The sequence below is a fragment of the Thiomicrorhabdus chilensis DSM 12352 genome, assembly GCF_000483485.1.
GTDB classification, from domain to species: domain Bacteria; phylum Pseudomonadota; class Gammaproteobacteria; order Thiomicrospirales; family Thiomicrospiraceae; genus Thiomicrorhabdus; species Thiomicrorhabdus chilensis.
Genome location: NZ_KI519609.1, coordinates 754,123 through 769,666, shown reverse-complemented (window position 1 = coordinate 769,666; position 15,544 = coordinate 754,123). Strand labels below are relative to the sequence as shown.

Annotated in this window: 11 protein-coding genes; 6 read left to right on the top strand and 5 right to left on the bottom strand. The window is 47.6% G+C overall.

Going from position 1 to position 15,544, the window contains the following annotated elements; translation table 11 throughout:
- Positions 1-8 precede the first annotated feature (8 nt).
- Positions 9-2,279, bottom strand: coding sequence for an ABC transporter permease subunit (locus tag B076_RS0103635; RefSeq protein WP_028486106.1), 2,271 nt, complete (start codon positions 2,277-2,279; stop codon positions 9-11).
- 340 nt (positions 2,280-2,619) lie between these two features.
- Here B076_RS0103635 and glnA point away from each other — a divergent pair, with 340 nt between their 5' ends.
- Positions 2,620-4,026, top strand: a complete 1,407-nt coding sequence (gene glnA, locus B076_RS0103630) for a type I glutamate--ammonia ligase (protein WP_028486105.1) — start codon at positions 2,620-2,622, stop codon at positions 4,024-4,026.
- A gap of 115 nt (positions 4,027-4,141) precedes the next feature.
- Here the strand turns inward: glnA and glnE are convergent, their stop codons facing one another.
- Both glnE and B076_RS0103620 read right to left on the bottom strand, forming a co-directional pair.
- A complete protein-coding gene (glnE, locus tag B076_RS0103625) occupies positions 4,142-6,877 on the bottom strand; it encodes a bifunctional [glutamate--ammonia ligase]-adenylyl-L-tyrosine phosphorylase/[glutamate--ammonia-ligase] adenylyltransferase (protein ID WP_038150388.1) in 2,736 nt (911 codons plus the stop codon).
- A 210-nt stretch (positions 6,878-7,087) separates the two neighbouring features.
- Positions 7,088-7,831: a methyltransferase domain-containing protein gene (locus B076_RS0103620; protein WP_245566309.1), complete on the bottom strand. Its 744-nt coding sequence runs from the start codon at positions 7,829-7,831 to the stop codon at positions 7,088-7,090.
- Between the two features lie 211 nt (positions 7,832-8,042).
- Here B076_RS0103620 and B076_RS0103615 point away from each other — a divergent pair, with 211 nt between their 5' ends.
- On the top strand, positions 8,043-8,381 hold the full coding sequence (locus tag B076_RS0103615; RefSeq protein WP_028486102.1) for a P-II family nitrogen regulator: 339 nt from the start codon (positions 8,043-8,045) through the stop codon (positions 8,379-8,381).
- Between the two features lie 21 nt (positions 8,382-8,402).
- Positions 8,403-9,650 (top strand): ammonium transporter, encoded by a 1,248-nt coding sequence (locus tag B076_RS0103610; protein WP_028486101.1) that lies wholly within the window; start codon positions 8,403-8,405, stop codon positions 9,648-9,650.
- Between the two features lie 108 nt (positions 9,651-9,758).
- On the opposite strand, the gene B076_RS0103605 is transcribed toward B076_RS0103610, so the two are convergent.
- Positions 9,759-10,190: a hypothetical protein gene (locus tag B076_RS0103605; RefSeq protein ID WP_028486100.1), complete on the bottom strand. Its 432-nt coding sequence runs from the start codon at positions 10,188-10,190 to the stop codon at positions 9,759-9,761.
- A gap of 75 nt (positions 10,191-10,265) precedes the next feature.
- Here B076_RS0103605 and B076_RS0103600 point away from each other — a divergent pair, with 75 nt between their 5' ends.
- From B076_RS0103600 to B076_RS0103590, 3 genes are all read left to right on the top strand, one after another.
- Entirely contained in the window at positions 10,266-11,054 is a 789-nt protein-coding gene (locus B076_RS0103600) for a flagellin N-terminal helical domain-containing protein (protein ID WP_028486099.1), read from the top strand.
- A gap of 175 nt (positions 11,055-11,229) precedes the next feature.
- Positions 11,230-14,001: a valine--tRNA ligase gene (locus tag B076_RS0103595; protein ID WP_028486098.1), complete on the top strand. Its 2,772-nt coding sequence runs from the start codon at positions 11,230-11,232 to the stop codon at positions 13,999-14,001.
- Positions 13,979-14,677: a TIGR04211 family SH3 domain-containing protein gene (locus B076_RS0103590; RefSeq protein WP_028486097.1), complete on the top strand. Its 699-nt coding sequence runs from the start codon at positions 13,979-13,981 to the stop codon at positions 14,675-14,677. The genes B076_RS0103595 and B076_RS0103590 overlap by 23 nt, the downstream gene beginning before the upstream one ends.
- Before the next feature lie 95 nt (positions 14,678-14,772).
- Here B076_RS0103590 and B076_RS0103585 read toward each other — a convergent pair whose 3' ends face one another.
- Positions 14,773-15,489 (bottom strand): DsbC family protein, encoded by a 717-nt coding sequence (locus B076_RS0103585; protein WP_038150385.1) that lies wholly within the window; start codon positions 15,487-15,489, stop codon positions 14,773-14,775.
- Positions 15,490-15,544: the final 55 nt, after the last annotated feature.

Sequence of the window (15,544 nt, the reverse complement as noted above, 5' to 3'; positions counted from 1 at the left end):
ATAAACTCCTAAAGCGACCCGTATTTGCGGCGCATACGTTGACGAACAACTTCTGCCAAGGTGTTAAAGATAAATGTGAATATAAAGAGTACCAATCCGGACAGGAACAACACACGGTAATGTGAACTGTCCACCGCCGCTTCGGGCATTTCAACCGCCAGATTAGCCGACAGCGTGCGCATGCCCTCAAACAAGTTCATGTTCATTAATGGGGTGTTACCCGATGCCATTAATACAATCATCGTCTCACCGACACCGCGCCCGAAACCGAGCATGATGGCGGAGAAAATACCCGGACTCGCGGTTGGCAAAACCACACCGACTAGTGTCTGCCAACCACTGGCACCCAGTGCCAATGAACCGTTGACCAAATAACTTGGTACATTATAGATGGCGTCTTCCGTCACCGAGAAAATCGTCGGAATCAAGGCAAAGCCCATTGCAAACCCGATGACCATCGCATTACGCTGGTCAAAATCGATTCCGGCGGTAAAGGTCAACCAGTGGCGCATGTCGCCATTGAAGAAGGCGTTTTCAATCGGGTCGCTCAACTGCATGGACAACCAACCCAAGAAGATCACGACTGGAATCATCAATACCGCTCGTCGACCAACCGGCAACATCAAACGAATCGATTCCGGCAGCTTGGACCAAGCCAAACCAAAAGCAACGATTCCAAATGGAATAATAATAATCAACGAGAAGAATCCCGGCAGATTAGACTCCATAAACGGAGCCAGCCACAGGCCTGCCAAGAACCCGAGAATAACGGTAGGCAAAGCCTCAATCAATTCAACCGAGGGCTTAATCCACTGACGGGTTTTTTTATCCATAAAGAAAGCAGTAAAGATGGCCGCCAGCACCGCGATCGGAACAGCAAACAGCATTGAATACATCGCGGCCTTGATGGTTCCGAAGGTTAACGGAGTCATTGAGAATTTAGGCTCAAAATCCGAACTGGCGGAAGAAGACTGCCACACATAATCCGGCTCGGAGTAGCCTTCATACCAGACCTTGCCCCACAAACTGGAAACCGACACATCCGGGTGATGGTTTTCAATTAAATAATGTACCAAACGTCCGTCTTCCGTCTCCACCAAAGCCCCATTTGCACGGTTGGCCATAGTTACGAATCCGGCCATTCCGTCGGTCACCTGAGTAGAATTTAAGTGACGTTCGGCGGTTGAGTGGTAAAGATTGAATTCACCGGAAGTATCCGTGGTCACAAAACCTTTACGGGCTTTTTCAATCGCAATGGTTTGAATGGCGGCATCACCGACTTTGAAATCTCGGATGTGTTGCAAAGAGAAGTTATTTTCACTGTCCCTTACCGGAAACCACTGCAGAACATTTCCCTGGTTGGTTCCCAACATCAATGAATAATCACCCAACAGGAAACGAACCGTAGTCAGACGTTCCTCATTTTTCAGCATAGCCACATGCTGAACCAAACGAGGAGATTCCAGATCACTCAAATCGTAATAATCGGTCACACCGTTTTTGGAAATCACATAGAGGTTTCGCATGCTGCCGTCCAACAACAGCCAATCAACCGCCGTATTGCTTTCAAACTCGCTGCTATAGCCCTCTTCCAAAATAAGGCTATCGGACAACATGGACTCCACTATGCCGAATTGTTTGATTGCAATGCGCTCACTGCCCTGAAGTTTATAGGCTAAAACCAAGTCCGAATCATTCTGCTTGACCGACAATCTTTCAATGCTTGTTTCGGCCAGGCTAATCGGCTCTTCACCGAATGGAAATAGAACCTTTGGAGTAATGGTGCGCACATCGTTCGGATAACTCACTTCATATGCATATTTTGCAATGAGAACCCCGCCACTTGATAAGCCAAATGCCAATACATTGTTCATTTCAGAAACTACGGAAAAACTTGTGATTTGTGCCTCACCCAGAGGTAGAACCTCTTTTGATATCGGCTGGCCATTACTGACATCAAAACCAAACAATTGACCGGACTCAGTGAAACGCAAAGCGGTTTCCTGATATTCATCCATTCCGTAATACAAAGACGTTTCTGTTTTGCCCCCCGGCAGATCGAATTCAGAGTGCTTTTCAACCGTCGCCGGCACAAACAATGGCAACACGACATAAAGCAAAAAAAACATAATCAGCAGCACGGATAAAATCACCCCGATACCACCAAAACTGATTCCATACTTGGCGGCTGAATCTTTGGCGTTTCGACGTTTGACACGTCTTTCGAAAACCGGACCTTTGAGTGCTTTATCCAGCACCTTCTGTGCATGACTGTTCATATTTATCTAACCTGTTATAAAAACTACCGGGAGTCTTGATTTAGAATTAGCATGTACTATACAGACCAAATATGACAATTAAATTTCAATTTCTAAAGAAATGAACCTTCAAAACCATGAAGTATCCCACTTATTTTGCACCAAAAATAGACGTTAGCACCACATTTGAGCACCCAAACTCAAGACCCACTGCCAAAACCCGCTTTTTTTTCATGGCAAAAATTGCGCCATTTCAATGGTTTGTCTTATAAATAAAAAATATTGGAAATTTGGCACAGTTCCAGCTAATATCTACTCAGTTTATTCTCAATACAACCATGCTAGAAAGGACATAGATACAATGCCACAAGCTATTTTAGATACAATCAAAGAGAACGACATTAAATGGGTCGACTTACGCTTTACCGACACGCATGGTAAAGAGCAACACGTTACCATCCCTTCTTCAAGCGTCGATGAGGACTTCTTTACCGACGGTGAGACTTTCGACGGCTCCTCTATCGCTGGTTGGAAAGGAATTCATAATTCAGACATGTTGCTGATGCCGCAAACAGATGGCTTCTATCTAGACCCTTTCACCAATGATCCAACCATCATTATCCGTTGTATGATTGTAGAGCCTTCTACTATGGAGTCTTATGAAAAAGATCCTCGTGGTATCTCTAAGAAAGCGGAAGCCTACTTGAAGTCTACCGGTGTTGCAGACTCAGCCTTCTTTGGCCCGGAACCAGAATTCTTCATCTTTGACGATGTACGCTGGGGTGCGGATATGTCTGGCTGTTTCGTTAAGATCGACGGTAATGAAGCCGCTTGGAACACTGAAAAAGTCTACAACGACGGTAACATGGGTCACCGTCCTAAAGTCAAAGGTGGTTACTTCCCGGTTCCTCCTGTTGACCAGCTTCATGAAGTACGTGCCGACATCTGTGCCATGGCTGAAGAAATGGGGCTTGAACTGGAAGCGCACCACCACGAAGTGGCCGCAGGCGGACAGTGTGAGCTTGCCGTTGCAGGGAACACCCTAACCGCTAAAGCGGATGAAGTTCAAGTTCTAAAATACGCGGTGCATAACACCTGTCATGCACTGGGCAAAACGGCAACATTCATGCCTAAGCCAATTGTAGGTGATAACGGTTCTGGTATGCACATCAACCAGTCTCTATCTAAAGACGGCAAAAACATCTTCGCCGGTGACATTTATGCAGGCCTGTCTCAGGAAGCGATTTGGTACATTGGTGGCCTGATGAAGCATGCCCGTGCATTGAACGCTTTCACCAACCCAGGAACCAACTCATACAAGCGTCTGGTCCCAGGTTTTGAAGCACCGATTCTACTTGCATATTCCGGTTCAAACCGTTCTGCATCGATTCGTATCCCGTATGCACCTTCTGAGCGTTCACGTCGTGTTGAGTTGCGTTTCCCGGATCCGACTGCCAACCCATACCTAGCTTTCTCTGCGAGCTTGATGGCCGGGCTTGACGGTATCATCAACAAAATCGATCCAGGCGCGCCTGCTGAAAAAGATTTGTATGACCTACCTCCGGAAGAAGAAGCGACTTACAAAACAGTCTGTGCCTCTTTGGAAGAAGCTTTGGATGCTCTGGATCAAGACCGTGACTTCCTGAAAGCGGGTGGCGTATTCACTGATGAAGCCATCGATTCATACATCAATCTGAAAATGGAAGAAGTGACTCGTATGCGTGCGACCACTCACCCAATTGAGTTTGACATGTACTACTCTGCTTAATTCGCAGTGATTACAAAAAAAGCCCGCTAAATGCGGGCTTTTTTGTATCCGGACTTCAGTCTGTTAATGTCTGAAACAGTCAAAATCAACAGGCCTGCCTGTTTTCAATTTTTCCTCACCCCATGACACGACTCCATACCCGCTCAACCGCTTCACGCTCAGCCAGATAACAGCCGGACTCAACCAAAGGCTTCTGATTCTGTAATGCAACCCGGTGATACTTGGAGCGATACACCTTATACGAATCGATCAACTGCCCCACTTCTTCAGAACTCATCAGACCGACACTTTCAACGGTTTCAAGAATACGAATATTATCGGTAAATTCAGACAAAACCGGATATTGACTGGAAAACGCCAACACCAAATACTGCACCATAAACTCAATATCAACAATGCCGCCGCGACCATGCTTTAAATCAAACACTTCTGCATTGGATTTATCCAACGACTCTCGCATTTTCTGGCGCATCTCCAACACATCGGACTTCACCTTCTCACGTTCGCGTGACGCTTGTAAGAACTCATGCCTAAAGGCATCGAAAGCTTGCCGACTCTGGTCATCACCCGCTACCGCGCGCACCCTGACGAATGCCTGATGCTCCCAGTTCCAGGCCTTATTGAGGATATAGGTTTTATAACCCTCAAGATCGGTGACCATTAAACCGGAGGCTCCATTGGGGCGCAAACGCGTATCGATCTCGTAGAGCACCCCCGCCGGCATGAGTGTTGTCATCAAAGAGATGACCTTCTGACCCATGCGCACAAAATACAGGGAATTCTCCAAGGAACGCCCTCTTTCGTTAACTGCCAAATCCCCAGGATTGAGTCCCTGATAGAGCATCACGATATCCAAATCGGACCCGTAGCCCAACTCTATGCCGCCCACCTTACCGTAGCCGAGCACCAAAAAAGGGTTACGCAAATTGTCTTTTGTCATACCACCCGGCAAGCCATTGCGCCTCTGCATGAACTGCCACGCAAATTCAACCACACCACCCAAAACCGCTTCAGCGATCCAGGTCAGATAATCACTCACCTTCATAATCGGAAGATGACCAGTGATGTCCGCTGCCGCCACCTTAAACACCTGAGCATGTCGCCATTGGCGAATCTGCTCCATAAAACGCTCTTCATCCTCACCAACCTCAAGGAGAAGATGTTGAATTTCGCGGTTAAGCCCGGCCGGCTCCAAAGGCGCGTAGAGGTTACGCTCATCAATCAACTGATCCATTAAAGCTGGGTATTTGAACAACATATCAGCCAACCAAGGGCTGACCTCACACAGCAACACTAAATGCTTGAGTGCGACCGGATTCTCTTTCAAAAGCACCAGGTAGACGCTACGCTGCACCACACTCTCAATCACTTTCAATACACGTACAAAGGTTTGCTCAACGTAACCCTGTTTCAGCAACTCCTCCAGCAGCAAAGGCATCAAGGCGTTTAAACGCTCGACACCCTCTCGACTCAGGTGTCCCACCGCTCGACTTTGCTTGAAGTTCTGCAAATGCCTCAAAAATGAATCGGGATCCTCCACTTCAAAACCATCCAAGTCTTCCACAGAGTCCAAACTACCCAACCAAAGTGCAGACAGTTCATTCGCCTCTTCACTGACCTCCTCTTCGGCAAACACCGCACTGAACTGTTCCTGCACATAGTCGCGATGACGGTTTAATTCAAGCAAAAACGCATCATAGGATTCAAATCCCATCGCACTGGCTAAAACTTCTTGCTGAGAGGTCTCTTTTGGCAAATCGTGGGTCTGCTGATCGGCCCATTCCTGCAGACGGTTTTCGGCGCGGCGCAAAAACACATAAGCCTGCATCAACCCATCAAACGCTTCCTTGTCAATAAACCCAAGAGAGAACAAAGTTTGCAGCATTGGCATCAACGCCCGCCCCTGCAGGGTTCGATCGCGACCACCATGCACCAGCTGAAAGGCCTGCACAATAAACTCGATTTCTCGAATCCCACCAGGACCCAACTTGATGTTTGCCTGCATGCCTTTCTTTTTAACCTCGGCCGTAATCATCTGCTTGAGTTCACGCAGAGACTCCATGGCGCTGAAATCAATGTAACGACGATACACAAACGGCCGCAATATATTGAACAGGTATTGCGCCTCCTGCTTGTCACCGGCCATAGCACGCGCCTTCACCAAAGCGTAGCGCTCCCAAGCGCGCCCGTGAATTTCATAATAATGCTCAATGGCCGCAAAATTAACGGCTAAAGGCCCGGCATCACCAAAAGGCCGCAAACGCATGTCGACACGATAAACAAAACCGTCCTCAGTCACTTCCACCAACGACTTATTCAACGCCTGCCCTAAACGTACAAAAAACTGCTCGTTTGAAATGCTCCGCGCCGCCCCCTGGGTTTCACCCGATTCCGGATAGACAAAAATCAAATCGATATCCGATGAAAAATTCAGCTCTTGACCGCCTAACTTACCCATCCCCAGAACAATCAATTTTTGAGGCAGACCGGACTCTGAGCCAATCGGCGTACCATAACGCTCACAAAACCGCCCGTAATGCCAGTCCAATGCCGAAGAGACCAAGGCGTCCGCCAAATCGGAAATATCACGCATCGACTCCTCTAAATCCGCCAAACCGGTCAAATCCCGAATGGCGATACGGGCCATCACCTGATTGCGCTGCTGGCGTAAATGTCTTTTCAGTTCAGTCTCATCATGGCTGTTGATAATCCGCTCATAAACCATTTGATACAAATCACCATCAGCCAACTTATCCTGCCAACTGACCTGCTCCAACACCTGGGGATAACGGCGAGCGACCATCTCCAAAAAGCGACTCCATTGGACAGCCTTCTCCAAACTGAATTTCATCCTGATTCCTCTATTGTTTTCTTAGGGTGGGTTTTATAGTGGTGCACGGGCAAACACTCCCTCAACCTTTAAATCTACCATTTAAAGTCATTCTATGGCACAAATCGTTTGCAGAATTGATGCAAATTAATCAAGTTCATGGTCGTGGACTACAGGCTGAAATTTTATGACCAGGCCTGCTCACTTTAAAATCGGCGCAGACCAAAAAATTCAAAGGGTGTAAATATAGAGTCGCGTCTTCCTCGAATCGGACAATTCCCAGACCTCACTAGGCTCAACACCGGGCACTGCAAAACTATTTGAAACAAATAAAGTACCTGGCCGCATTTCTTCGACCACCTTCTGCCACAGTCTCGGCATCGGCTCGCTGGACAGAAACGCATACACCAAATCATAGTCGGACAAATCGACATTCCATAGATTTTGAGCTTGAACCCGGCCACCTCTGAGCCAAGTAAACAGTTTGGCTATGGCAAAAGGCAGAGGCGCGGTTTCAACTCCAACAGAAGAACGCACATTGACGAGCTGACTCATAAACACAACGTTTCCACCCAAGCCGCATCCCAAGTCCACAAAGTCGACGGCCTTACGGCGCTTGATTAATGCCTTAAGCGCGTGACGTGTTGTTGCATTGGTTAAATACAGAGGCACACGTTCTTTACTGACATTGGAAAAAACCAGCCACAAGATAATAAACGCAGCCAGACCCAGCCATGGACTGACCTGCAGAGAAAACGCGCCATAAAAACCCAAAGGAATCAAAAACTGGATCCATCGCCACCAACAAGGCAAGCCCAGCTTACAAGTAAGCAATGCCGCTAGAACGCCCTGCATCAGTGCGATTGCCAGCCACGGATAGGGAGGTTTCACCAAGAACTGCAACCCATACACCGCTACCGCTAGAATCAATAAAGCAAGCAACTGAATACCGATGGCTTTGATTACTTTAGACACTTGCTTCACCCATCCGATTCATGTTTGCACCATTTATCACCACCATTGCACCACTTAAAAACAATAACATTCTGAAACAACAAGCAACCAGAACTAAAAAATAAAATAAACACCCTATGACACTGATATTAAAGAATATATTTTGAATATGGCATGCATTATGTTTATAGAAACTCGAAACATTTATATCAATTAAATCAGAGAGGTTAGTATGAAACTGGTTGTTGCAATTATCAAACCTTTTAAGCTCGATGATGTTCGAGAAGCCTTGCACGAAGTCGACGTGCACGGAATGACCGTAACAGAGTCAAAAGGATTTGGCCGCCAAAAAGGGCATACAGAGATCTATCGCGGTGCTGAATACGCCATAGAATTTTTACCAAAACTGCGTCTAGAAATCGCCGTGTCGGATGATAAGGTCGAAAGCGTTGTGGAAGCCATTGGCTCTGCCGCACGTACAGGAAAGATTGGAGATGGCAAAATCTTTGTCATGCCTGTTGAGCAGGCCATTCGCATCCGAACCGAAGAAACCGGCGACATCGCGCTATAAAATCAAGAGAGGAAAGGAATTATGGAACAAATAACTCATCTCAGCTACGCCTTGGACACATTCTACTTCCTGATGTCCGGCGCACTGGTTATGTGGATGGCTGCCGGTTTTGCAATGCTGGAAGCCGGCTTGGTACGCACCAAGAACACCACTGAAATTCTAGCGAAAAACGTCGGGCTTTTTGCGATTGCCTCTGTCATGTATATGTTGGTTGGTTACAACATCATGTATGGCGACAGCGTCAACAGCTACATCCCAGGAATCAGTTTCCTATTGGGTGGCGACAATGCCGTAGCGGACGTATTGGCCAGTAACGGCGATACCTACTACTCAGCCATGTCTGACTTCTTCTTCCAGGTTGTGTTCGTAGCAACGGCCATGTCTGTGGTCTCCGGTGCTGTGGCCGAACGCATGAAGTTGATGTCATTCTTTATCTTCGCAATCGTCATGACCGGTTTCATCTACCCAGTAGAAGGTTTCTGGAAATGGGGTGGCGGTTTCCTTGACGAGCTAGGTTTCCTTGACTTCGCTGGTTCAGGTATCGTTCACATGACAGGTGCCGCTGCTGCCTTAGCTGGTGTCATGGTATTGGGCGCTCGTAAAGGGAAATATGGTCCAAACGGTGAAGTACGCGCTATTCCTGGTGCGAACATGCCACTTGCCGCCTTAGGTACCTTCATCCTATGGTTGGGTTGGTTCGGTTTCAACGGTGGTTCTGAGCTTAAAATCTCTAACATCGAAGAAGCAAATGCGGTTGCGATGATTTTCGTTAACACCAATATGGCTGCGGCTGGTGGTGTCATCGGTGCGATCATCATCTCAAAAATCCTGTTCGGCAAAGTCGATCTAACCATGATCCTAAACGGTGCTTTGGCTGGTCTGGTTTCAATCACAGCTGAACCTTTAACTCCAACTCCACTTGAAGCCACTTTAATCGGTCTTGTGGGTGGTATCATCGTTGTATTTGCAATCCTTACAATGGACAACAAGTTCAAAATCGATGATCCAGTGGGTGCCATCTCGGTTCACGGTATTGTCGGTATCTGGGGTCTGATCGCAGTAACCTTCACTAACGCAGATGCAAGCATCGGTTCTCAGTTAATCGGTACTGCAGTGATCTTTGCCTGGGTATTCATTGCCAGCCTGATCACCTGGAGCATCATTAAAGCGGTAATGGGTGTTCGAGTAACGGAAGAACAAGAGTATGAAGGTGTTGACCAATCCGAATGTGGAATGGAAGCTTACCCTGAATTTACTCAGAGAAACTAAGTGACTTAGACTCTAAAAACAAATTACTCCTCGGTAGTTTATTGCCCCGATTCATCGGGGCTTTTTTTTGCCTCAAAAACAGGGCAAAACAAAAACCCGACAGGCCTGTCACAAATTCCTTAATTTATACAACCACCCCAAAAACTTCATCTTCAAACTCGGCTTCACTTCTATTGGATGACAATACTTCAATAAAACCGGCGTTTCATTCGGATTATATAAAGGGTGGGTTGTCCAATGCATCAACTCGTCATAATCAATACCGGAATCCAACGCAATCAGTTGCCACGGAAACACTCGCCCTTCACTTTCCTCTGAATAGGGTCCATCCGCAGAAAAAGATAAAGCGATTTTCTCTTCAACAATGACCGATCTAGACTGACCGGATTCCATCCAGATACGAACCACCTCCCCCTCTTCCAGAAGGGTACCGTAAGGCAAAAATTGATAATTGGCATTCAGGCTCGACACGGGGTTATCCACCAAAGGTGGGCCCTCCGGAAACTTGAACTGACAGTAACCCCCTGAACAACAAGACATTTTCCACTTTCCTTTCGCACCAATTGGGCGTAGAATTTATTTATAAGTAACCATTTTAGAACCAGGAGTTGGATTATGGCAATTGAATCTTTCGGCCCAATCCCATCCAGTGCCTACACATCTAACCTAACGTCGGCTTCCAGCCTAACGTCGGGAATGCGCATCAACCAAAGTGCGGATGATCCGGCAGGGCAAGCGATTGTCAGCAATTTAAACACGCAAATTGACACGCAAGACATGGCAAGCAGGAATGCCAATGACGGCTTATCACTCCTGCAAACCGCTGATGCAGGCAGCCAAGGAATCAATGACAGCCTGCTTCGCATGAACGAGTTGGCCCTTCAAGCGCAAAACGGCACCTACACGACTGAACAAAGAGCCATGCTCAATCAAGAGTTCCAGCAAAATTTGGAAACGATTGGAAACCTTGCCAATTCCACAAACTTCAATGGCCAGAATTTACTCAATGCCGATACGGCTTCGATTGAGATTGCGCTGGGTGAGTCCAACAATACCCTATCCCTGCCCAACCTCACTCCTGATAGCCTGGGACTCACCGGCCTGGACATCTCCGACCCGGCCAATGCCAGTTTGGCACTGCAAGGTTTGAATCTGGCAAACCAGCAGCTTATGGACAGCCGCAGCCAATTCGGAGCACAACAAAACGGATTAACGGCCGCGCTTGAAAATATTGGAAACCAGAACCTTAACACCCTCAGCACACGTAGCCAGATCAGCGACACAGACTTTGCACGAGCCATTACTGAACAGGTCAGACAAAGCATTCTCAATGAAAGCTCCGCGGTCATGCAGGCTCAAAACAATCAATCACGCGGCAATGTATTACAACTTCTAGGCAGCTAACGCAGTTCAAGACTGTATTTTCTTTTCTTTATGTCTTCCTCCTAGAAGCATTCATCGGTCAAAAACTGGCCGATTTTTTTTGTCCTCATTCAAAAAATCCTTTCAACAGCCCAACAAGGGCCACGGCTCTTTGCTATAATTTTGGGCTTATTACTTTCACAAATTCAAGAGACCAATGGAAAAGCATTTCGACCCCAATACAATTGAAACAAAGTGGTATCAGACCTGGGAAAACAAAGGGTATTTTAAGCCGCAATACAATGATGCAGCCCCATATTCGATCATGATCCCCCCGCCGAATGTCACGGGGAGCCTGCATATGGGCCATGCCTTCCAGGACACCATCATGGACACCTTGGTTCGTTATCACCGCATGAAAGGCAATGATACGCTTTGGCAGCCGGGAACAGACCATGCCGGAATCGCCACACAGATGGTTGTGGAACGCCAGCTGGCCGCCAAGGGACTAAGTCGTCACGATGTGGGGCGCGAGGCATTCATTGAAAAAATCTGGGAATGGAAAGAAGAATCCGGTGGCACCATCACCAAACAACTTCGTCGCCTGGGAGCCTCTCCAGACTGGTCTCGTGAACGCTTTACCATGGATGACGGCCTTTCCAATGCCGTCAAGGAAGTCTTTGTTCAACTTTATGAAGAAAACCTCATCTACCGCGGTAAACGTCTGGTCAACTGGGATCCGGTTTTGCATACTGCTGTCTCAGACCTGGAGGTTATTTCCGAAGAAGAGCAAGGCAACCTTTGGCATATGCGCTATCCGCTCACCGATGGTTCAGGACATCTGGTGGTGGCCACCACCCGTCCCGAAACCATGCTTGGGGATCAGGCCGTTGCGGTTCACCCCGACGACGAACGTTACCAGAACCTGATTGGCAAGACCATTACCCTACCGCTCGTCGGCCGTGAGATCCCTATTATCGCCGATGACTATGTCGATCTTGAATTCGGTACAGGTTGTGTAAAGATCACCCCGGCGCACGATTTCAATGACTACGAGATGGGGAAACGCCATAACCTGCCCATGCTTAACATCTTCACCATTGATGCCACCATCAACGAAGAAGCGCCTGAAAAATACCAAGGCCTGGACCGTTATGAAGCCCGTAAACAGATCATCGCCGATTTGGAAAGCCAGGATTTGATGGAAGACATCAAACCTCATACCTTGATGGTGCCTCGCGGCGACCGCTCCCATGCCGTCATTGAACCTCTGCTTACCGACCAATGGTATGTTGCGGTCGAATCCTTGGCGAAACCAGCCATTGATGCCGTCAAGAACGGCGACATCGAGTTCGTACCCAAAAACTGGGAAAATACCTATTTTGAATGGATGAACAATATTCAGGACTGGTGTATTTCTCGCCAAATCTGGTGGGGGCACCGCATCCCGGCCTGGTACGATGAAAACGGCAAGATTTATGTAGGTCGCTCAGAAGCGGAAGTGCGTGAAAAACACAATCTTGCGGCTGACGTCCCACTTAAACAGGATGACGATGTTCTGGACACCTGGTTTAGCTCAGCACTATGGACTTTCTCAACTCTGGGCTGGCCTGAAAAAACTCCTGAGCTGGAAAAATTCCATCCTACTTCCGTATTGGTCACCGGATTCGACATCATTTTCTTCTGGGTCGCCCGCATGATCATGATGACCTTGAAGTTCACCGGTGAAGTTCCCTTTAAACAGGTTTACGTTCACGGACTGGTCAGAGACGGTGAAGGTCAGAAGATGTCGAAATCAAAAGGCAACGTACTCGACCCGATCGACTTGATTGACGGCATTGAACTTGAAGACCTGGTCTCCAAACGTACCTATGGCATGATGCAGCCAGAAAAGGCCGCAAAAATCGAAAAAGCGACCCGCAGACAGTTTGCCGACGGCATTCCCGCTTACGGCACGGATGCAATGCGCTTCACCTTTGCCTCCTTGGCATCGACTGGTCGTGACATCCGTTTTGACCTGAATCGCGCCGAAGGTTACCGTAACTTCTGTAACAAACTCTGGAACGCCACGCGTTACGTATTAATGAACACCGAGGGTTATGACACCGGTGTAGACGAGAATGCCGCCACCGAACTTTCATTGGCGGACCGCTGGATTACCTCGCGCCTGCAGGAAGTCGAAATAGAAGTAGCCAAGCACTTTGAAAGCTACCGTTTTGATTTGGCGGCCAATACCCTCTATGAGTTCACCTGGAACGAATATTGTGACTGGTATCTTGAACTGTCCAAACCGATATTAAACAGCACTGACAGCTCTGATACCGCCAAACGCGGCACCCGTAAAACCTTGGTGCGTGTACTTGAATCCTTGTTGCGATTGCTACACCCAATCATTCCATTCATTACCGAAGAGGCCTGGCAAGCGGTCGCTCCCCTCGCTGGCAAGCAGGGTGAGACCATCATGCTGGAGCCTTACCCTCAGGCCGATGAAAGTAAGATCGACTCCTCAGCGGTTGCTGAACTGGAATGGGTCAAACAATTCATCGTTGGCGTACGCAAAATCCGCTCAGAGATGGACATCGCCCCAAGCAAGGTACTTCCGGTGTTATTGGCGGGCTTGAATGAAAATGACCAGGCCTGGTTAAATAACAACCGAATATTCCTGCAAACCTTGGCCAAACTCGAAGACATTACCGTACTGGAAAATGAGGCGGATGCACCGGAATCGGCCGTCAGCCTGGTTGGAGAGATGAAGGTATTGATCCCGATGGCGGGTCTCATCGACAAAACTGCGGAACTGGCACGACTCGACAAAGAAATCGGCAAGCTTGATGGTGAAATCAAACGTCTTGGCGGCAAACTGAATAACGAAAGCTTTGTCGCCAAAGCACCGGAAGCCGTGGTAAACAAAGAACGTCAAAAACTTAGTGATTATGAAACAGCGCTGAAAAACTTAAAGGAACAGCATGAAAAGATTCAACAACTTTAAAACGCTTGGCCTCATTCCTGTCTTAGTCATTGGCTTCGGCCTGTCGAATCCTGTGGCTGCAGCAGAGTCTTCAGCGGGCAGTACGCGTTACATTACCGATTCGATTGAAGTCCCGATGCGTTCGGGATCCAGCACAAAGTACCGCATCAAACGCATGATTCCTTCCGGCAAGGCGGTCAAATTACTCGAAGTCGACCAATCAGGCTGGGCCAAAATCCAGTACAGCGGCAGCATCGGCTGGATGCCCTCAAGCATGCTTGAAAACCAACCGATTGCCAAAGAACGACTCGCGGTTCAGATTGAGAAAACAACGGCTATAGAGGCCAAGTTCAATGACCTCAAACAAGAATTGGACACCTTGCAAACCCGTTATGCCGAAACCAGCGACGAACTTAAAACGGTCAAACAGGACAAGTTTGAAATTACCCAGGAACTCAATCGCCTCAAAGAGATTTCCAGTAATGCGGTACAACTAGATGAGCAAAATCAGGCGATGAAGACCCGTCTTTCACGATTGGAAGATGAAAATGCCATTATGCGTGAGCAGGTGGACCAATCCGATGATGCGATTAAACGCCAATGGTTCCTGACGGGTGGTGGAGTGCTATTATTAGGCTTATTGCTGGGTCGATTCTTCCGAATCCCCAAAAAACGCCAGAAATGGGGTGAAATATAAACTCCAGTCGCTTCAACCAAAAAGCCCTCGAAAGAGGGCTTTTTTGTACCAACCGGATTTCACTATCCTTGCCATTACAGCGGCAAGCACGACCTTTAACGCTGTAAAATCTTAATCACCTCTTTAGCCGGTACATAACCTGGCAACATAGCACCATTGTCCAAAATGATATTCGGTGTGCCATTCACACCAAATACCTGCGCCTGCTGCATGTGCTCGGCAACCGGGTTTTTGCAGTTTTTAGGCTCAATCGCCTGCCCTTTCATGGCCAGATTCATTTGCTCTGCCGGCTTGTCGGAACACCAGACAGACACCGCTTTTTTATAGGACGGCGACCCCATGCCCGCACGAGGATAGGATAAATAACGCACCGTGATACCCGCTTCATTCAAAGCGGGAATCTCTTTATGCATTTTATGGCAATATGGACAATCGATATCGGTAAACACCGTAATATGATGCTTCTCATCACCTTTGGCCGGATAGACAATCATTGAATCGATTGCGACTTTACTCATAGCCTGTTTACGAGCCTCGGACTTAGCGGTATCGGTCAAGTTTTCGCGAGTTTCCAGATTGATTAAACTGCCATTGAAAACATATTGGCCATCCGCCGTCATGTAGATCACCATAGGACCGACAGAAACTTCATACAGGCCTGAAACCACACTGGGTTCTATTTGTGCCTGAGGAGCATTTGGAATGATTTTATTCAATTGGGCTTGTATGACCTGTTTATCGTCTGCAATCGCAATGGACGAAAATATGGTTGCCAAGCCTAAAGCGATCGCCGACTTTTTAAGAAAGTGCATGATATAAGATTCCTGTTCACAGCATTAATTTAGTTAATGAACTATAACATATTTA

What these genes read in the sequence shown, in the direction of transcription:
- B076_RS0103590 (WP_028486097.1), top strand. Translation starts at nt 13,979, where the DNA reads ATGAAAAGATTCAACAACTTTAAAACGCTTGGCCTCATTCCTGTCTTA.
- B076_RS0103600 (WP_028486099.1), top strand. Translation starts at nt 10,266, where the DNA reads ATGGCAATTGAATCTTTCGGCCCAATCCCATCCAGTGCCTACACATCT.
- B076_RS0103635 (WP_028486106.1), bottom strand. Translation starts at nt 2,279, where the DNA reads ATGAACAGTCATGCACAGAAGGTGCTGGATAAAGCACTCAAAGGTCCG.
- B076_RS0103595 (WP_028486098.1), top strand. Translation starts at nt 11,230, where the DNA reads ATGGAAAAGCATTTCGACCCCAATACAATTGAAACAAAGTGGTATCAG.
- B076_RS0103615 (WP_028486102.1), top strand. Translation starts at nt 8,043, where the DNA reads ATGAAACTGGTTGTTGCAATTATCAAACCTTTTAAGCTCGATGATGTT.
- B076_RS0103610 (WP_028486101.1), top strand. Translation starts at nt 8,403, where the DNA reads ATGGAACAAATAACTCATCTCAGCTACGCCTTGGACACATTCTACTTC.
- glnE (WP_038150388.1), bottom strand. Translation starts at nt 6,877, where the DNA reads ATGAAATTCAGTTTGGAGAAGGCTGTCCAATGGAGTCGCTTTTTGGAG.
- B076_RS0103585 (WP_038150385.1), bottom strand. Translation starts at nt 15,489, where the DNA reads ATGCACTTTCTTAAAAAGTCGGCGATCGCTTTAGGCTTGGCAACCATA.
- glnA (WP_028486105.1), top strand. Translation starts at nt 2,620, where the DNA reads ATGCCACAAGCTATTTTAGATACAATCAAAGAGAACGACATTAAATGG.
- B076_RS0103605 (WP_028486100.1), bottom strand. Translation starts at nt 10,190, where the DNA reads ATGTCTTGTTGTTCAGGGGGTTACTGTCAGTTCAAGTTTCCGGAGGGC.